Raw genomic sequence first — 17,753 nt, 5'->3', positions numbered from 1 at the left:
TTCAAGGGCGCTTCGGTGCCCTTTTGCTGTTCAGAGTGGCGTTGACGTACTGCCGGGCCAGATATGTTGGATCTGCTGCGTTAGTGCCGCGCTTAGTGCGGCAATATCTTCTGCCGCTGTGCTATGCATGGCTTCCATCACAATCAGTGCCTGCGTGGTATTTACCGAGACCGCCGAGTCACCGCTTTGTCGATGAGTCCAGCGCCGGGCGTGAGCGCGGTCTGCGGCGTCGGCAAAGATCACCTCACCGGGGGCCGGATTCTCGGTGGTGCCAGAAAAGGTGTGGTAAATCTCGTGGCCTGTGGCCGGCCTAACTTGCAGATCTCCGCTGATTTTCTGCCGATCAAAAACCGCAATCGGAATGGCAAATGCCAGTGACAGGGCATTGCACAGGTCAATTAATGGGTAAATGGCCGGCAGTGAGCCCTCTTTGCGCCAGCGGCGCAGCAGGGATTCCGCCGCACAGCGGTACTGAGTAGGTTTTAGCCCCATCTTGACGAAGGCGCGCCGCCAAGCCTGGATTTCTGCTAAATCGCTTTCGGTGCTGCCGCTCAATCTGACTACGGTCTGGTGGTTGAGATCCGCCACCGCTTGGCTGACATCCGTCTGTTGATCGACGCCATCAACCCGCAGGCAATAAGAAACCAAGGTGGGAAAAGCCGTTCTGATACTGCTGGCGTAGGTAAAGTTCATGGTTCACCGGGAATGAAGTTGAGGTCAATGGCACTACTGTGACCTTCAGGACCAACGGTGTCTTGAACGAAATTGCAGCCGATTAGCCGCAGCGTTTATGGTTGGCGTAGATGCCGGGAGAAACGCCTAGCGCCCGGCGGAATTGCCGGGACATGTGGCTTTGATCGGCAAAGCCTGCTGCTGCTGCGCTCTCTGCCAACGGCGTGCCCGCTGCAATCAATTGCCGAGCAAGCTGGATGCGGCGTTGGATTTGGTAAGCGTGCGGCGTGATGCCGGTGGCGCGCTGGAAGCTGCGTAACAGTTGGAAGTGGTTCATGCCGCAAAGCTGTGCCAGCTCGGTCAAGGTGACTGGGCTGGCGGGGTCATCGTCAATACGCTCCCTGGCGAACCGGATCGGGGGGGCGGTTTCCTTTGGTTCACTGACGTGGAGCAACCGCGCCAGCAGGATCAACAACGCCTGTTCCTGCTGGAGATTGTTGTGTGGTGTGCAGGTTATGTTGTTGAACAGAGTACGGAAACTACCGGCAGCTACGGTATCAGTAAGGGCAGGGGATGAAAACTCGCGGTGGTGTGCGTTGCCAGCGGCAAGATCGCCAATGGCGGCTGCCACCACGGCAGGTTCCAGATAGAGCATGCACCATGAGCGCGGCTGCTCACCGATCGGGCGGCCATCATGAACCTCACCAGGATTGACGGTGATGATATCGCCGGGCCCGGCTTCCACCTGCCCGCGCCCGCTAAGTGATTTCTGTGCCCCATGTTCTATCAGCCCGATGCCAAACTGTGCGTGAAAATGTTTGGGATAGCTGTGACGGGTGGAAGCGATTACGGCTTCGATACCCGCTATGGAACAAGCTGGCATGCTGAAAGTCGCCGTCATTTGAAGCACTCCTTGGTTTTTGGGTCATCGTGCGTACCAGCCTATCATTATCCTGCGCCATTTATTGTCCTGAGCCTGCGTTTTATCTGGCGCTATTGGTTATCATCAGGTATCGCTTTGCATTCGCTTGAAGGACTTGCTTGATGAAACACCCGCTCGCCACGGTGCTAATGCCATTGCTTGATGATGTGCAGGGTATTCGGCAGGTTTATTTTGCTGGGAATCAACATCCGGCGCCGGAGTTGGCCTATCAGGTGAGTTTTCCGCGCCTGGAATTGGTGGTGGACGGTGAGCAGAATATGGAGTGGGAAGGCAGCCAGGGCATGCGGCAGCAACAGCTGCTGTTGCCGGGGGATGTGCTGTTTGTCCCGGCCCAGGGTTGGAACAGCCCAAGCTGGCAACGCCCGGTGACTACGCTCAGCCTGTTGTTTGGCAAGCAGCAACTGGGTTACAGCCTGCTGGGCTGGGATGGCGAACAGACTCAACCGCAGGGTAAGGACAATGTGGCGCGTCGTGGGCCGCGAGTGGGCTCCTTTATGTTGCAGGCGCTTAATGAGCTGGCATGGCATCAGAGCGATCAGTCCACCGCACGCTTTTTAGTGAAGGGGCTACTCAGCCATGCGCTCGATCTGTTCGGTACCTCGGTAAAAACCGCTTCACGCAGTCAGGCGCTGTTTGACGCAGTGCGCGCCCACCTGGAGGAGCACTATCGCGAACCGCTGACTCGTGAGTCGGTCGCGCAGGCGTTTTATATTTCCCCTAACTATCTTTCGCATCTGTTTCAAAAGGCAGGGGGCGTCGGTTTTAATGAGTATCTGAATCATGTGCGGCTGGAGCAGGCGAAGCATCTGCTGAAACGGTATGACATGAAGGTGAAGGAGGTGGCGCACGCCTGCGGCTTTATCGATAGCAACTATTTTTGCCGCCTGTTTCGCAAAAGTACCGAGCGCTCGCCGTCAGAATACCGGGGCCAGTATCATAGCGAACTGAAGATGCGCGAGTAGCGTTCAAACTACGCGAATATGGGTTTCCTGTGGCGATGCTGCCGCTTTGCGCACCGCGCTGAGGGCCTTTTCTGGCGTGCGCAGAAAGGTGTTGATCCCAATCTGCACACTGCGGTGGTGCTTGAAGCGTTCACTTTCTGCCAGCAAAATGTCGGTGATCAGCAACACCACATCAGCTTGAGCCAGATCGTCGGCAGTCAGTGGGTTTTCAATCCCCAGCGCCCCTTGGGTTTCGACTTTTACCGGCCATTTTTCCAATGCGCACAGTTTCTCCAGCCGCTCGGCTGCCATATAGGTATGAGCAACGCCGCTGATACAGGCCGTTACTGCAACGAGTTTGATGGTCATATGTACCCCTTAGCGTTTTGCCGCTCTTTAACCGCCGATGAGCACTTGGTAACCCGCCTGTTCCGCCATCGCCTGCAACGGAGTGATCTCCTGCTCGCTGGGCGGAGCCACATCACGTAGCGCATATTCACGCCCCAGCAGTGAATACTTGGCTGCACCGTATTGATGGAAAGGCAGCAGATGGATCTCTTGTAGCCTGAAAGGGGCGAGAAACGCCAGCACCTGCGTCATATTCTCTTTACTTAACGTGTAACCGGGGATGAGTGGCAAGCGAGGGATCAGGTGAATACCGCGCCGTGCCAGCGCAGTAAAGTTATCTAATACCCGTTGCTGGTTCATATTCAGCAGGCGTTTGGCGGTGCTGGTATCCATGATTTTCAAGTCGAACAGTACCTGATCGCTATGTTCAGCCAAAGCCAGCAGGCTGGCGAGCGGTGCATCGCCAGCGGTTTCGATCGCCGTATGGATACCCAGTGCTTGCAACCGTTGCAGCAGCAGGCTGGCAAACTCCGCCTGCATCAGCACTTCACCGCCGGAAAGTGTAACACCGCCGCCGGAAGTGCGGTAAAACACCTCATCTTTCAGGATCTGCCGCAGCAGCGCATCCAGCGTGATATTCTGGCCGATCTGCTCCAGCGCGCCGCTTGGGCATTCCTGGGCATCATTCAGGCAGGGTTGGCAGTGCAGGCATTTGGCTTTGCGCCGCACGATATTCATCTTGCCCGACATCGATTCCGGGTTGGCACACCACGGGCAGGTGTGCGGGCAGCCTTTGAGGAACACCACGGTGCGAATACCCTGGCCGTCGTTCAGCGAATAGCGCTGAATATTGAAGATACGCCCCTGCATTTGAGCCGCATCGGCCTGGGTAAAACCAGGCGCGATAAGACTACAGTTGATGCGCTGTACGACGGATGATGTCATCCTGGATCTCCTTCGACAGCTCCACGAAGAACGCGCTGTAACCTGCCACACGCACCACCAGCCCGGCGAAGTCTTGTGGTCTGGCCTGCGCTTCCCGTAGCGTTTCGGCATTCACCACGTTGAACTGCACATGCTGGAGCTTGAGCTTGGTAAAGGCGCCGAGGAAGTCCGCCAGTTTGTTCAGCCCCTGCTGGCCTTCCAGCGTGCTTGGGGTGAATTTCACATTCAGCAACGTGCCGTTGGAAAGCAGATAGTTATCCAGCTTGCTCACCGATTTCAGAACCGCTGTCGGCCCTTGGGCATCCTGCCCGAGCATCGGTGAAAGCCCGCCGTCTGCTAATTGTTCACCCGCATAGCGCCCGTCTGGCGTTGCGCCAACCACGGCCCCCAGCGGCACATGGGCAGATACGGTATAAGAGCCCGGTGTGAACTGGCCACCGCGCGGATTGCGGTACTGCTCCACCTCTTTACAGTAAAATCGCAGCAGATCGGCGCTGATTAAGTCAACTTCGTCGATATCATTGCCGTACTTGTCGAAGCGGTTGATCAGTCTGGCACGGATTTTTTCCCCTTCCGGCGTAGCGAAGTTGGCCCGCAGAATGGTCAGCAGTTCATCAAAACTCAGGCGTTGCTGATCGAATACCAGTCCTTTCAGTGCATACAGTGAATCACTCAGGTTGGCGATGCCGATCCCCTGTACTCCAGAGAAATTATAGCGTGCGCCGCCTTCGGTAATGTCTTTGCCGTGTTGCAGACAATCATCAATAAACGAAGACAGCAGTGGAACCGGTGCCCAATCGCGATGGCCGATATCGCAGATATTACTGCCCTGTACCATCAGCCTGACATAATGGCGGATTCTTTGCCGGATCTGTTCCAGCAGCAGGGGGTAGGTGAGTTGGCTATTGCCTTCGTTATCCAGCAGCGTCAGTTCCATCACTTTCAACAGGTTGAACATGGCGATATCGTGCAGGCCATAGGTGCGCCCCGGAATTGACAGTTCAACGCAGCCGACTACCGCATAATCACGCGCGTCTTCCAGTGAGACGCCCCGGTTGAGAAACGCCGGTACGACCACTTCATCGTTGAAAATCTGCGGTATGCCGGTGCCGAGACGAATGGTTTCGGCGGTTTTCAGCAGGAACAACCGATCGATAAATTCATTGACCCGCACGCCCAGGTTTGGCTGTGGCAGACGGATATTCTGGTAGGCATCCAGGCACAGGAACGACAGCACGTTGACCGCACTGCGGCCAGTTTCCGTCAAGCCGCCGAGTAGGATGGTGTAGCCAGTCGGGAAACCGGCAAAGTAACGGGCGCTGGAGGTTGAACGCAGCAGCACGATGTCGTTGCACTTTACCCACAGGCTTTCCAGCAGTTCGCGCAGGAAGGCCGGATCCTCCCCCCGATTGAGCGACGCCTGATAAAACGGCAGCATGTACTGATCGAAACGCCCGAGCGACAGGGAACTGGCGTTAGATTCGTACTGCAAGATGATATTCATATACCAAAATAACTGGCAGGCCTGATAGAAATCCTGCGGTTTATGATGCGCCACCTGCTCAGAAATGCGGGCAATGCGCAGCAGTTCCTCGCTGCGGGTGGCATCGCTGCAATCTGCCGCCATATGGTTTGCCAGTTGGGCATAACGCAGGATATGGCGCTGCGAGGCACGCAGCAACAGCAGGGAGGCCGGGTAGAAGTGATTGTCGGGACATTGCGCCACGCGGGTTGCCAGTTCGTCGATCAGCCGATCCAACCCGTTTTCTAACAGGCGTGGGTAATCGATGATGATATGCCCTTGGCCTTTATCGGTCTGGTTAATGCTGAAAATCTGGGTTTGCGTGGCGGCGGTGACTTCTGCCGACATCTGGCTGTTGATGAAGTCCTTCATGGAACGCTGTTGCCAATAAGGGTAAAGCTGTTCGCGATAAAGCTGTTTATCGGTGTCTGAAATGGCAAAGCGATCCTGTGGGCGAGTCGGAAAGGTATCCAGCTCTTTCAGCAACCAGTAAGGATCCATTTCTGGCGAGATAATCCCGGCACGCGGTTTTACGGTACGGTTACCCGCGATCAGTTCGTCTTCGCGGATGCTGATGTCCACCTGATCCAGAATATGCGCAGTGGCCTTTGCCCGGCGGATGATCGTTGATTCCCCTTCGGTCTGCCGGTGGCTGGCGGTATAAAGCAAGGCGCGTTCCAGTGAGATCTCGCGTGGGGCGGAGAACAAAGCGGTTTTCAGGCGTTCGATCCGGGCGGTCATCACGTTTTCCTTCAGTGAAGTTGTATGAGTGGGGAAACCCGACGCATCGCGTCGGGGATCGGTTATGCCTTCTGCGCCAGATGATTGGCGATCTTGTCCATGATGGTGTCGGCACGCTTGACCGCGTCGCTGATACCAACGCGCACGACGGTTTTCCCTTTGAAGCGCTCTTCAAATTTAATGCCGATATCTTTGGTCAAGATCACCACATCGGCATTGGCTACGTCTTCGGCGGTCAGTTCGTTTTCCAGACCAATGGAACCTTGGGTTTCGACCTTGCATTGCCAGCCTTTGGCCTTAGCGGAACGCTCAATGGCTTCAGCGGCCATATAGGTGTGGGCAACGCCGGATGGGCAGGCGGTTACAGCGATAATAGTTGTCATAGTCAGTTCCTTAGTTAATTTCAAAATCCAAGTCCAGATCGCTTTCCTGTGGCGCATTGGCCGCCTGTTTTTTCGCCGCCAGTTTTTTCAGCAGATTAACCAGCACTGCCGTCACGACCATGCCCACCAGCAATGCAGCGACGAAGCCCAGTTTGCCTTCAACGACTGGCAGAACGATCAGACCGCCCCAACCGGCGTAGCACTGTGCTCCAACTAAGGCGGCGGTCACGGCTGCGCTGGCGGCACCGATCATGATGGAAGGAATAACGCGCAATGGATCGGCGGCCGCAAACGGGATGGCGCCTTCGGTGACGCCAACGCAACCCATCAGCAGGGCAGCTTTACCGGCTTCACGTTCTTCGGCGCTGTAGTATTTACGGCCAATCAGCGTGGCAAAACCCAAGCCGAGCGGCGGGGTAGCGATGGCAACCGCAGCGATAGCCACCACCGAGTAAACGCCCTGAGCCACGCAGATCAGCATGAAGGCGTAAGCCACTTTGTTGACTGGGCCACCCATATCAAATGCCAGCATCAGGCCCATGATGATCGCCAGTACCACGATGCTGCCCTGCTGCATCCCTTGTAACCAGTGAGTCAGGCCGTTAGTCAGCGCACCAACGGGTTCACCTACGCCCCACATCATGATGCCTGCGGTAAGCAAAGTACCGACGATCGGGATCACGAAGATCGGCATCACCGAACGCAGGATCTTTGGTACTGGGATCTTTTTCAGATAGAACACAATGATGCCACCCAGCAGGCCAGCGATGATCGCGCCAAAGAAACCGGCACCGAAGGAAGCACCGACCCAAGCCCCAATGGCAGAAGGAGCCAGAGCGGAGCGGTCAGAGATGGAATAACCGATGTAGGCTGCCAGAAAAGGGACCATCAGCGTCAGCCCGGCCACGCCGATGTCGAACAGTTTTTTTAGGTTGGGATCGGTGGCGGCATCGGGAACGGCACCTTTGCCATAAAGCATCACGGAAATCGCCAGCAGTATGCCGCCAGCGACTACAAACGGGATCATATGCGAGACGCCGGTCATTAAATGCTGGCGTGTATTTCTTAGTATATTGAGCAGATCTTTCATCGTTGACTCCCTGGCGACAACCAGCGTGCTTCTGAGGACAAAAACCACCAGAGAAGATCCCTGAGTGGCGAAAGGTTGTTGCCTACACAATAGGCACCTGCTTGCGTTATCAACAGTGGACAAAATTGCCATTTACTGGATTTTTGTAATGTCAGGAGAAAAGTGCGATCTAACTCAAAGTGTGCAACAGAATAAAATTGGCACTTGCTGTGCTGGCTTTGTGAGCGGCATCGCATTTATACAGTCAGGATACATTTGTCCAGTGTTTGACATTTTTGTCCGATAGCCGCAGCCCGCAATGCGCTTTTATCCTTGTAGCAAACCGGTGTTGTTTACCGCTGCTTTGGTATGAGGAAAGAGTGATGGCTAAAATTGTGATTTTTACCTGTGTGTTGCCGAATGGTGTTCATGCCCGCCCGGCCAGCCATATCGAAACCCTGTGCAACGGTTTCCGTTCCCGTTTTGACTGGTATAACCCACGCAGTGGTCTTAGCGGCGACGGTAAAAGCGTGCTGTCGTTGATCGGTGCCGATATTTTGCTGGGCGATGAATGCCGGGTGACCATTGAAGGGGAGGATGAGCTAGCGGCATTTGAACGCCTGAGCCAGTTCCTTGAGCATGAATTTCCACATTGTGACGAAGCCTTGCCACAGATGAATGATCACGCTGAACTGGAGCCGCTCCCGACATCACTCGCTAATCTGCACCCGACTCTGTTGCGTGCGCGGCCAGTCAGCCAAGGCACTGCGAGCGGCAAGCTGCTGCACTTGGCGCGTGTGGATCTGAACACATTGGATTTGCCTCCTGCCAAGAGCATTGAACAGGAACAGAATCAGCTTTCTGCCGGGCTGGCGTGTTTTACCAAAGCGTTGGAACTGCAACTGATGGCGGGCAATGGCACGACAACAGCGGTACTGGAAGCACACCGTTCGTTACTGCGTGATGCTGCATTCCGCCAGCACCTGCTCGACGGCGTGCTGGCCGGGGCAAGCTGTGCGGCAGCGATTGTTGCCACCGCTGCGCATTTCAGCCAGCAGTTGGCACAATCGGCCAGTGCTTATCTGCGTGAACGTGAGCTGGACATTCGTGATGTCAGCTTTCAACTGTTGCAGCATATTTATGGTGAAACGTGTTTCCCGGCGCAGCAGGCGCTGAACGCTGACAGCATTTGCATGACCGATGAACTGACCCCCAGCCAGTTTCTGGATCTGGACAAGCGCTACCTGAAAGGCCTGCTGCTGGGCAGCGGTGGCAGCACCTCACATACGGTGATTTTGGCGCGTTCTTTCAATATTCCGACGCTGGTCGGGGTAGAGGCCACCGCATTGTTGCCCTATCTGAATCAGCAGGTACAGATTGATGGCGATCTCGGGCTGGTGGCTTGCGATCTCAGTGAGCCAGTGCGTCGTTATTATCAGCAGGAACAATGGCTGAACGCGCAGATCCGCCGCCAGCAAAGCGCCTATCTGGATCAGCCGGGGCGCACGGTCGATGGCGTGCGCCTGGAGGTGGCAGCCAATATTGCCCATGCGGTAGAGGCGGAAGCTGCCTTCAGCCAGGGAGCTGAGGCGGTGGGCCTGTTCCGTACCGAAATGCTGTATATGGATCGGATGAGCGCCCCTGCGGAAGATGAACTGTACAACATTTACTGCCAAGGGTTGGAGGCCGCTGCGGGCAAGACAATCATTGTGCGCACCATGGATATTGGTGGTGACAAGCCGGTGGACTATTTGCAGATCCCGGCAGAGAACAATCCGTTCCTCGGTTATCGTGCGGTACGCATCTATCAGGAGTTTCTGCCGCTGTTCCGTACCCAACTGCGCTCGATCCTGCGTGCTTCGGCGCATGGTTCGCTGAAGATCATGATTCCGATGATCTCCTCCATGGAAGAGATCCTGTGGGTGAAGGATCAACTGGCGGAGGTGAAGCAATCGCTGCGTGCTGAACAGATCCCGTTCGATGAAAAGATCCCGCTCGGCATCATGCTGGAAGTGCCTTCGGTGCTGTTTATCATCGATCAGTGTTGCGAAGAGATTGATTTCTTTAGCATCGGCAGTAACGACTTAACACAGTATCTGCTGGCGGTAGATCGTGATAACGCTAAAGTGCTCAAGCATTACAACAGTTTGAACCCGGCATTCCTGCGCAGCCTGGATCATGCAGTGCGTGAGGTGCATCGCCATGGTAAGTGGATTGGCCTGTGTGGTGAACTGGGGGCCAAAGGCTCGGTGTTACCGTTGCTGGTGGGCATGGGGTTGGATGAGATCAGCATGAGTGCACCGTCCATCGCCGCCACCAAGGCTCGCTTGGCCAAACTGGACAGCCGTGAATGTCGCTTGCTGCTGAACCACGCCATGGCCTGCCGCACTTCATTGGAAGTGGAGCACCTGTTGGCGCAGTTCCGCATGGAGCAAAGCGATGCGCCACTGATTACACCAGGCTGTATCGCGCTGGGGGCGGATTGGCGCAGCAAAGAAGAAGCGATCAAAGGCATGGTGGATAACCTGTTGCTGGCCGAACGTTGCCGTTATCCGCGCAAGCTGATGGCCGATCTGTGGGCGCGCGAAGCGGTGTTTTCCACCGGTCTGGGTTTTGGCTTTGCCATTCCACACACCAAATCCGAACATATCGAACAATCCACCATCAGCGTAGCCAAGTTGGCGCACCCGGTAGCCTGGGGCGATGAGGAGGCACAGTTCATCATCATGCTGACGCTGAATAAACATGTCGCAGGCGATCAGCATATGCGTATTTTCTCCAAATTGGCGCGGCGCATCATGCATGAAGGTTTCCGTGATGCCTTGGTGAATGCCAATTCTGCCCAACAGGTGGAATCACTGCTGCAACAGGAACTTGAACTGTAAACCTTTTTTTGGCTTTAAGGAGTAATCATGGAACTCTATCTGGATACCGCTGATATCAGCGCGGTGAAGCGTTTAGCGCGTGTTCTGCCGTTGTACGGTGTGACGACTAACCCGAGCATTGTTGCCGCATCGCGCACATCGCTATGGGAAGTGCTCCCCGCATTGCGTGATGCATTGGGTGGAGAAGGAAAACTGTTTGCCCAAGTACTGGCTGCCACGGCTGAGCAGATGGTGGAAGAGGCGGTATTGCTCAGCCAGCGGGTTGCAGGCCTGGTGGTGAAAGTACCGGTAACGGCAGAAGGTTTGGCGGCGATCAAAACGTTGCGTGGAATGGGCATCCCGACGTTGGGCACGGCGGTATATGGCGCAGCGCAGGGGTTGCTGGCCGCTTTGGCGGGAACGGAATATGTGGCACCTTACGTCAACCGGGTCGATGCGCAGGGCGGCAATGGCATTGCTACCGTTCAGGAACTGCAACAGTTGCTGGCACTGCATGTACCGCAGGCTAAGGTATTGGCTGCCAGTTTCAAAACCCCGCGCCAGGCGCTGGAGTGCCTGCTGGTAGGGTGCAAAGCTATCACTTTGCCAGTGGACGTGGCCGAGCAGTTTATCAGTACGCCCGCGGTGCAGGCTGCGGTAGATAAGTTTGAGCACGATTGGCGTGGGGCATTTGGTTCACTGCAGTTGGGGTAAGGCAGAAAAGTGAATCAGGGGCCAAGGTGCCCCTGACGATTATTTCACACCCACTACGCCGTGCTGGATAAACCAACTGAGCATGCGTTGCCAACCGTCGGCGGAGGCTTCGGCGTGATAGCTTGGGCGGTAATCAGCATGGAACGCATGGCCCGCCTCGGGGTAAACCACGATCTCGGCATCAGCGTTGGCCGCACGGATCGCTTGGCGCATGCTTTCCACTGTCTCCTGCGGAATGCTGCCATCCTGGCCGCCATACAGGCCCAGCACTGGCGCGGAGAGATGCGTCGCGATATCAACCGGGTGCTTCGGTGAGTTCAGGGTTTTCTCCCCCACCAGTTTGCCATACCAGGCTACAGCGGCTTTCAACTGCGGATTATGTGCGGCATATAACCAGGTGATACGCCCGCCCCAGCAGAAACCGGTGATCGCCAGCTTGTTGGCATCACCGCCGTGGCGCGTTGCCCAGTGTGCGGTATGGTCCAGATCGGCCAGCACTTGATTGTCTGGCACTTTGCTGACCAAGTTTTGCAGAAGATCGCTGATTTCGCTGTAATCTCTGGCGTCCCCTTGGCGGAAATAGAGTTCCGGGGCAATTGCCAGATAGCCCTGTTTCGCCAGGCGGCGACACAGATCCTGAATATGTTCATGCACGCCGAAAATCTCCTGCACCACCAATATCACCGGGAGTGGCCCTGGGTGATCGGCGGGTTTGGCGATATACGCCGGGAGTTCGTCGCCCTGTGAAGGAATAGTGGTTTCCCCGGTATGGATACCCTGTTCATCGGTTTGCATCGTCGATGTGGCTAGCGGTGTCACTGCCGGGGCAAATCCCCCCTGAGCCTGCTTTAATATTATCTCTTGTTCGGTTTTCATGCGGTCTCCATGCAATCAATGAGAGAAAAGCTCGGGAACGGTTAACTATAGGCAAGATTACCGCGTATTGGCATCTTGTGGGGTATTTTTAGCCATTGAAGCTGTGACTAAAATGGGTCAGGCCCCGTTGATGAGCAGCGATATATTTCCGGCAAATGCGGCTAAAGGCCAACCAGGCTCTCTAGCGGGATCTTAAATTGCTTATGCAAATTACGGATCATCGGTAGGGTTAACTGACGAGTTCCGTTAAGAACTTCGTACACCCGGTTTGATCGACCGATAGCGGGTTCTAAATCCTTGATCGTCAAGCCCTGTTGTTCCATCCGAAATTTTATTGCCTCAATGGGAGTTGAGGCTCAATGGGGTAATGCTTTTTTTCGTACTCTTCGATAAGCAGGCACATGACTTCAAAGAAATCTCCTTCAGGTGAACCCATTTCCGGCTCATTATCAAACAGGGGAGAAACAGCATTCAGGGCTGCCTGATAGTCATCTTCGTTACGGATCGGTTTGATTTGCATGTTGTTACTCCAATTCGACGGTTTCAGCATCATACTGGCGATGGGTACCTGTGCATGTTAGTCCCGTAGCGGGACTAACATAAGCAAAAAGTCCCATATTGGGATTCATCTTCTTACACCAGCTAAACTTATCTAGTGGTTCAATACGCCTTTTTATGTGATTAAAATCACAAAATATTTGTAATTTAATTTTTTGTTTCTTAATTAATGGTGAATTAATTCACAAAAATAGCCGACGATTTTCAGTAGAGTGCTTTTTTGTTCCTCCCAATAAACAGGATCCAAGAGGAGTCTCCTATGTCTCAATCTGACGTTTTCCATCTCGGCCTCACTAAAAACGATTTACAAGGAGCGACGCTCGCCATCGTTCCCGGCGATCCGCAGCGCGTAGAGAAAATTGCCAAGCTGATGGAAAACCCGGTGCATCTGGCATCACATCGAGAATTTACCTCATGGCGTGCAGAGCTGGATGGCAAAGCGATCATCGTTTGTTCCACCGGGATCGGCGGCCCATCGACGTCGATTGCGGTTGAAGAGCTGGCACAGCTGGGCATTCGTACTTTCTTGCGCATCGGCACCACCGGCGCGATCCAAAGCAATATTAATGTGGGTGATGTGCTGGTTACCACGGCGGCAGTGCGCCTCGACGGTGCCAGCCTGCACTTTGCGCCACTGGAGTTCCCGGCGGTGGCCGATTTTGCCTGTACCACGGCGCTGGTGGCAGCGGCCAAAGCCAGCGGTGCGACGACCCATATTGGCGTCACTGCCTCTTCCGACACCTTCTACCCAGGCCAGGAGCGTTACGACACCTATTCCGGCCGGGTGGTCAGCCGTTTCCAAGGCTCGATGGCCGAGTGGCAATCTATGGGTGTCATGAACTATGAAATGGAATCCGCGACTCTGCTGACCATGTGTGCCAGCCAGGGCCTGCGCGCCGGGATGGTGGCCGGGGTGATCGTCAACCGCACCCAGCAGGAGATCCCTGACGCGGAAACCATGCAGAAAACCGAAAGCCAGGCCGTGCAGATTGTGGTCGAGGCTGCCCGTCGTCTGTTGTAACCCTTGCCAATTTCGGGCCGTTTAACGGCCCGTTTTTCCATCTTGTTATAATCTGTTACGGTGATAGTCACTTGTGTCATGCTCGTGGTCGCTTTTTCAGGCCGGTACTTGTGATGACATTTCCCCAAGATAATCGCTATGAGGATGTCTATGATCGCCCAGCCCCTGCTTCATCCTTCACTGGCCCCGCTTGACGGTGGCATCAACTTCCGCGATCTCGGCGGTAACAGCGTGGCCGATGGCCGCCGCATCAAACGTGGGTTGCTGTTCCGTTCCGGCTCACTGGAACGCCTGACCGAAAGCGACTGTGCTTTTCTGGCCGGAGTGCCGATACGTTCGGTGCTTGATTACCGCGATGCTGACGAAGTGCAGGCCAAGCCGGATGTGCTGTGGCAGGGAGCGGATTATCACCATTTCCCGGCGAACCCGCTCAGCAGCGAAGTGAATGCCAACCTGGAGAAGCTCACCAACGAAACGTTGGCCAGGTTCAATGCCCAGGCGTTTATGCTGGAGCTGTACCGCCGTCTGCCGTTTAACAATGCGGCCTACCGCCAACTGACACAATTGCTGACCACGCCTGAACCCGGGGCGATTGTGCAGCACTGTGCGGTGGGTAAAGATCGCACCGGGGTTGGTTCGGCGCTGGTGTTGCTGGCGCTCGGAGCGGATGAGGCCACGGTGGTTGAAGATTACTTGCTGACCGAAACTACGCTGGCGGCCTTCCGCGAGCATATGCTGGATCAGCTTTCCGTTCGCTTGAATACGGCCGCGTTGGCGCAGTTCGCCCATGTGTTGAGTGCGCGTGAAGAGTTCCTGATGACGGCGCTGGGCTGTATTCGCGAACAATATGGTACTGCCGATCGCTGGTTGGAAAGCGAATACGGGCTGGGGCAAAACCAGCGTGAGCAGTTACAGGCGGTCTATCTGGAATAACAATAGCGGCATGTTTAGCCAAGGTTTAACCAAGGCGGGCTGGCATTGCGTATCCTTGGGGCTGGATTTTTCGCTTAAGGAGCCTGCTATTGAGTCTCAATGATATTGTCCATTGGGTCAGCGACATCGTGCGGCAGCATGAAGGTTGGGCCATTCCGATTATCTTTTTTCTGGCTTTCGGTGAATCGCTGGCCTTCCTGTCGCTGTTGCTGCCTGCCACGGTTATTTTGCTAGCGCTGGGGGCGTTGATCGGTGAAAGCGGCATTGCTTTCTGGCCGATTTGGGCCGCCGCTGCCGCCGGTGCATTCTTTGGTGACTGGCTCTCCTACTGGGTGGGTTATCACTATCAGGATCGCGTTGCCCATATGTGGCCGCTGTCGCGCAATCCGCAATTGCTGGTGCGTGGCCATGCGTTTTTTGCACGCTGGGGCGTGCTGGGCATCTTCTTTGGCCGCTTCTTTGGCCCGTTGCGCGCGGTGGTGCCGCTGGTGGGGGGGATTTGTGCGATGCCGCAAACCTCTTTCCAGATTGCCAATATTACCTCGGCGATGATTTGGGCATTCGGTATTCTCGCTCCGGGCGTCTATGGCATTAAATGGCTCAGTCAATGGATGGGATAAATCCCTTATATTAGCGCTCCCCTGTTGTTGCAGGGGAGTGACAATATTCCCGTGTTTATTATGAGTTCACTTTACGTTATTTATTAGTTCTTGCAGACAGAGTGAGAATACGATCACGAATCTGTCTTTAATTTGAGGTTTTAACTTCCTTTATTTTTCGAAGATGTTAATTTTTAACCAAGTGGATTGTTACTGTTAATCAACAGGCAAAACCCAAACTTTCTTGACGTAATGTCAGGGGTTTGGGTTTTTTTTTGCCCTGATTATTAGAGTGACTTCGCTAATGATTAATTAAATTAACCTATCTGTGTCACGGAGTATCAGATGAAAATAAAAACATGGTTATTGGCTTCTCTGCTTTCTCTTTCTTTTGCCACGACATCCAATGCGTTTGCAGCGGCGGATGATAGCGTGACGATTTACTTCGCCCGCCATGGAAAAACCATACTCAATACTTATGATCGTGTTCAAGGGTGGTCAGATTCCCCGCTGACGGCACCGGGGCTTGAAACCGCTCGCTATCTTGGTGCCGGTTTAAAAGATATTCCGTTTGAACGTTATTACACCAGCGATGCTGGCCGCCAGCGTGAAACCATGCAGGTGATCCTCAAGGAAATGGGCAAGTCAGACGTTAAAGTGACGGAACTGCCTGATTTACGCGAAATGTTCTTTGGTGGCTTTGAAGGCTTACCGAACCCCGATATGGCGAACGCCGCTGCCAAGCAGATGGGGATGGCCTCTGGGGCTGCAATGTTCCAACAGGCGGGCGAAGGCAAGATTGACCTTATCACGATGGTGAATGCTATCAGCCAAAGCGATGAGAAGAAGGAAGCAGAAAATGCCTTGCAGGTAAAAACGCGCATGCAACGCGCATTGCATACCATTGTGCAGGAGGCTTTGAAGGAAGGGGACAAGAATGTGTTGGCTGTTTCTTCCGGGTTATCGATGCTGATGATGGTTTCAGATATGACCGATAATCCGAATAAGAATAAGCCACTGGCTAATGCGGCGGTAGTCAAGGTGACTTATAAAGACGGGAAATATACGATCACCGATTTGGGTGATATGAGTTATGTCGCCAAAGGAAAGGAAGCGTTAAATAAAGGCCGTTAATTCCTTAGGTATATAAAACAATAAATACATGCCAGGGTGATAATAGTCAATCCCCTGGTAGGGAATTCCTATGCCGACTCCAGGGGATAATAATAATGAAAAATTCTGCTTCATGGTGTTTGATTTCGATTGCTTTATTTTCAACGGTTGCTCAAGCCGCCGATGAAAGCGTATTTTCTTCGCCTTTTTTCACTGATAGCAAAGCTGAATTATCGCTGAAGAATTACTGGAAATACCTCAAAGAAGACGCCGCCAACCCTACCACTGTGCATAACGCCTGGGGGCAAGGGGTGGCGTTGGGGTATCAGTCCGGTTATCTGGCCGATACTCTTGGGGTGAATATTGATTACTACAGTGCGGTAAAATTGGGGGCCAGTGACTATTTCAATTCGCGCGGGGTGCTGTACAACAACGGCCCCGGCAACAGCAAAGATAACGCGGCCGGTTTTAGCAAATTCGGCCAGCGCCATCTCAAACTGAAGGGGGAGGTTGGCGATGCGGCGCTGAATGCGCAGTTTGGCTGGCAAACGCTGCGTAATTATGGCGTGATCTCCAATTCAACCCGGCTTTCACCCACCACCTATCTGGGCTGGTCCGGTGGGGTGGCGAGGGAGGGGTTATCACTGCGCGGGGCCTATGTCGATCGTTCCATGGAACGCAACTCGCCAGACAGCCTGCGCCTGCAAACCAACGATGGCCGTGAGATTAACCATCTGGCTACGGGTGAACTGGGTTATGAAAATAGCCTGTTCAACGGCCAACTGGCTTACGGTGAATCGCAAAATTACCTGCGCCGCCAGATCCTGCGCGTGGCGCTGAAACCCAATAACAACCTCAACTTGGGCAGCCAGATTTACACCACACAGGCGTTGGATGATTACAAAGAAATGGCGTTGAGCAGGCGTAATTTCGATCGTAATGCCAACCACTACGCCTTTGATGCCAAATGGCAGGAGAAACTTTGGAGCCTCAAACTCGGTATTGCCCACACGCGGGCACCGAAGGCCGACGGTGAGCTTGGGTTTTACCCGCGTCATATGGCGCGAAACTCACGCGGTACCTTTACTTCGATGGCCTATGCCGGTGAAGACTATATGCGGGATGGTGAAACCATGCTGGGGTCTATTGCAGAATACAATATTACGCCTGAATTCAGCGCGGGATTGGGGGGGATTTACGGTCAGTTCAACTACCAGGGGACGACGGTACGTACCGGCGAGGTGAATATCTTCGGCCGTTGGGTTCCATCCCATCCGAAGCTGAAGAACCTGACGGTGTTCGCCATGTTTGGGCCAGGGTGGTCCTACAAGAACGTCAATAAAACACCGATACTGTCCCAAGGGGATTACCTCACGTCGCATTCGCTGGCCGCTGAGTTTATCGCCGAGTATCGCTTCAAACTGTTTTAACTCTGCTTTAATCAGCGCGGTGCTGCAACCGGGCACCGCGTCACCCCCGAATAAAAACACGCTGGACATCCATACAGGCTC

16 protein-coding genes and 1 pseudogene are annotated in these 17,753 nt (G+C 54.4%); 8 read left to right on the top strand and 9 right to left on the bottom strand.

What is annotated here, in order from left to right:
* Positions 1-30: 30 nt before the first annotated feature.
* Positions 31-693, bottom strand: coding sequence for a B3/B4 domain-containing protein (locus tag ACX9GT_RS23945; RefSeq protein ID WP_473189023.1), 663 nt, complete (start codon positions 691-693; stop codon positions 31-33).
* Positions 694-775: 82 nt separating this feature from the next.
* Complete coding sequence (locus ACX9GT_RS23940; RefSeq protein WP_473189022.1) at positions 776-1,573, bottom strand: AraC family transcriptional regulator; 798 nt, start codon at positions 1,571-1,573, stop codon at positions 776-778.
* Positions 1,574-1,716: 143 nt separating this feature from the next.
* Here ACX9GT_RS23940 and ACX9GT_RS23935 point away from each other — a divergent pair, with 143 nt between their 5' ends.
* Positions 1,717-2,577, top strand: a complete 861-nt coding sequence (locus ACX9GT_RS23935; protein ID WP_473189021.1) for an AraC family transcriptional regulator — start codon at positions 1,717-1,719, stop codon at positions 2,575-2,577.
* A 3-nt stretch (positions 2,578-2,580) separates the two neighbouring features.
* On the opposite strand, the gene ACX9GT_RS23930 is transcribed toward ACX9GT_RS23935, so the two are convergent.
* From ACX9GT_RS23930 to ACX9GT_RS23910, 5 genes are all read right to left on the bottom strand, one after another.
* Positions 2,581-2,925, bottom strand: a complete 345-nt coding sequence (locus tag ACX9GT_RS23930) for a PTS fructose-like transporter subunit IIB (protein WP_473189020.1) — start codon at positions 2,923-2,925, stop codon at positions 2,581-2,583.
* A gap of 27 nt (positions 2,926-2,952) precedes the next feature.
* Complete coding sequence (locus ACX9GT_RS23925; RefSeq protein WP_473189019.1) at positions 2,953-3,849, bottom strand: [formate-C-acetyltransferase]-activating enzyme; 897 nt, start codon at positions 3,847-3,849, stop codon at positions 2,953-2,955.
* Positions 3,815-6,112, bottom strand: coding sequence for a formate C-acetyltransferase (locus ACX9GT_RS23920; protein ID WP_473189018.1), 2,298 nt, complete (start codon positions 6,110-6,112; stop codon positions 3,815-3,817). The genes ACX9GT_RS23925 and ACX9GT_RS23920 overlap by 35 nt, the downstream gene beginning before the upstream one ends.
* Before the next feature lie 62 nt (positions 6,113-6,174).
* Entirely contained in the window at positions 6,175-6,495 is a 321-nt protein-coding gene (locus ACX9GT_RS23915) for a PTS fructose-like transporter subunit IIB (protein WP_473189017.1), read from the bottom strand.
* Positions 6,496-6,505: 10 nt separating this feature from the next.
* Positions 6,506-7,585, bottom strand: a complete 1,080-nt coding sequence (locus tag ACX9GT_RS23910; protein ID WP_473189016.1) for a PTS fructose transporter subunit EIIC — start codon at positions 7,583-7,585, stop codon at positions 6,506-6,508.
* A gap of 362 nt (positions 7,586-7,947) precedes the next feature.
* Between ACX9GT_RS23910 and ptsP the strand changes: the two genes are divergently transcribed.
* Together ptsP and fsa are read left to right on the top strand one after the other, a co-directional pair.
* On the top strand, positions 7,948-10,449 hold the full coding sequence (gene ptsP, locus ACX9GT_RS23905) for a phosphoenolpyruvate--protein phosphotransferase (protein ID WP_473189015.1): 2,502 nt from the start codon (positions 7,948-7,950) through the stop codon (positions 10,447-10,449).
* A gap of 27 nt (positions 10,450-10,476) precedes the next feature.
* Complete coding sequence (gene fsa, locus ACX9GT_RS23900; protein ID WP_473189014.1) at positions 10,477-11,142, top strand: fructose-6-phosphate aldolase; 666 nt, start codon at positions 10,477-10,479, stop codon at positions 11,140-11,142.
* A gap of 39 nt (positions 11,143-11,181) precedes the next feature.
* Here the strand turns inward: fsa and ACX9GT_RS23895 are convergent, their stop codons facing one another.
* Both ACX9GT_RS23895 and ACX9GT_RS23890 read right to left on the bottom strand, forming a co-directional pair.
* Positions 11,182-12,018, bottom strand: coding sequence for a dienelactone hydrolase family protein (locus ACX9GT_RS23895; RefSeq protein ID WP_473189013.1), 837 nt, complete (start codon positions 12,016-12,018; stop codon positions 11,182-11,184).
* A gap of 161 nt (positions 12,019-12,179) precedes the next feature.
* Positions 12,180-12,538 (bottom strand): annotated as a pseudogene (locus ACX9GT_RS23890) (helix-turn-helix domain-containing protein).
* A 297-nt stretch (positions 12,539-12,835) separates the two neighbouring features.
* Between ACX9GT_RS23890 and udp the strand changes: the two are divergent.
* From udp to ACX9GT_RS23865, 5 genes are all read left to right on the top strand, one after another.
* Positions 12,836-13,597, top strand: a complete 762-nt coding sequence (udp, locus tag ACX9GT_RS23885; RefSeq protein ID WP_473189012.1) for a uridine phosphorylase — start codon at positions 12,836-12,838, stop codon at positions 13,595-13,597.
* Between the two features lie 150 nt (positions 13,598-13,747).
* Positions 13,748-14,530: a tyrosine-protein phosphatase gene (locus ACX9GT_RS23880; RefSeq protein ID WP_473189011.1), complete on the top strand. Its 783-nt coding sequence runs from the start codon at positions 13,748-13,750 to the stop codon at positions 14,528-14,530.
* Positions 14,531-14,619: 89 nt separating this feature from the next.
* Entirely contained in the window at positions 14,620-15,150 is a 531-nt protein-coding gene (locus ACX9GT_RS23875) for a DedA family protein (RefSeq protein ID WP_473189010.1), read from the top strand.
* A 330-nt stretch (positions 15,151-15,480) separates the two neighbouring features.
* Positions 15,481-16,263 (top strand): histidine phosphatase family protein, encoded by a 783-nt coding sequence (locus ACX9GT_RS23870; RefSeq protein WP_473191679.1) that lies wholly within the window; start codon positions 15,481-15,483, stop codon positions 16,261-16,263.
* A 95-nt stretch (positions 16,264-16,358) separates the two neighbouring features.
* Positions 16,359-17,672 carry an OprD family outer membrane porin gene (locus tag ACX9GT_RS23865; protein ID WP_473189009.1) on the top strand — a complete coding sequence of 438 codons (1,314 nt, stop codon included), beginning with the start codon at positions 16,359-16,361 and terminating at the stop codon, positions 17,670-17,672.
* The last annotated feature ends 81 nt before the right edge of the window (positions 17,673-17,753 follow it).

The organism is Serratia sp. YWN4 (assembly GCF_055790845.1).
Note: the sequence above shows the minus strand (reverse complement) of the source record. Positions and strands in the feature narration are given on the sequence as shown.

Excerpts from the sequence above, each read along its gene's own strand:
- ACX9GT_RS23945 (WP_473189023.1), bottom strand. The coding sequence starts at position 693 with ATGAACTTTACCTACGCCAGCAGTATCAGAACGGCTTTTCCCACCTTG.
- ACX9GT_RS23920 (WP_473189018.1), bottom strand. The coding sequence starts at position 6,112 with ATGACCGCCCGGATCGAACGCCTGAAAACCGCTTTGTTCTCCGCCCCA.
- ACX9GT_RS23895 (WP_473189013.1), bottom strand. The coding sequence starts at position 12,018 with ATGAAAACCGAACAAGAGATAATATTAAAGCAGGCTCAGGGGGGATTT.
- ACX9GT_RS23880 (WP_473189011.1), top strand. The coding sequence starts at position 13,748 with ATGATCGCCCAGCCCCTGCTTCATCCTTCACTGGCCCCGCTTGACGGT.
- ACX9GT_RS23865 (WP_473189009.1), top strand. The coding sequence starts at position 16,359 with ATGAAAAATTCTGCTTCATGGTGTTTGATTTCGATTGCTTTATTTTCA.
- ptsP (WP_473189015.1), top strand. The coding sequence starts at position 7,948 with ATGGCTAAAATTGTGATTTTTACCTGTGTGTTGCCGAATGGTGTTCAT.
- udp (WP_473189012.1), top strand. The coding sequence starts at position 12,836 with ATGTCTCAATCTGACGTTTTCCATCTCGGCCTCACTAAAAACGATTTA.
- ACX9GT_RS23910 (WP_473189016.1), bottom strand. The coding sequence starts at position 7,585 with ATGAAAGATCTGCTCAATATACTAAGAAATACACGCCAGCATTTAATG.
- ACX9GT_RS23935 (WP_473189021.1), top strand. The coding sequence starts at position 1,717 with ATGAAACACCCGCTCGCCACGGTGCTAATGCCATTGCTTGATGATGTG.
- ACX9GT_RS23925 (WP_473189019.1), bottom strand. The coding sequence starts at position 3,849 with ATGACATCATCCGTCGTACAGCGCATCAACTGTAGTCTTATCGCGCCT.
- ACX9GT_RS23940 (WP_473189022.1), bottom strand. The coding sequence starts at position 1,573 with ATGACGGCGACTTTCAGCATGCCAGCTTGTTCCATAGCGGGTATCGAA.
- fsa (WP_473189014.1), top strand. The coding sequence starts at position 10,477 with ATGGAACTCTATCTGGATACCGCTGATATCAGCGCGGTGAAGCGTTTA.
- ACX9GT_RS23930 (WP_473189020.1), bottom strand. The coding sequence starts at position 2,925 with ATGACCATCAAACTCGTTGCAGTAACGGCCTGTATCAGCGGCGTTGCT.
- ACX9GT_RS23915 (WP_473189017.1), bottom strand. The coding sequence starts at position 6,495 with ATGACAACTATTATCGCTGTAACCGCCTGCCCATCCGGCGTTGCCCAC.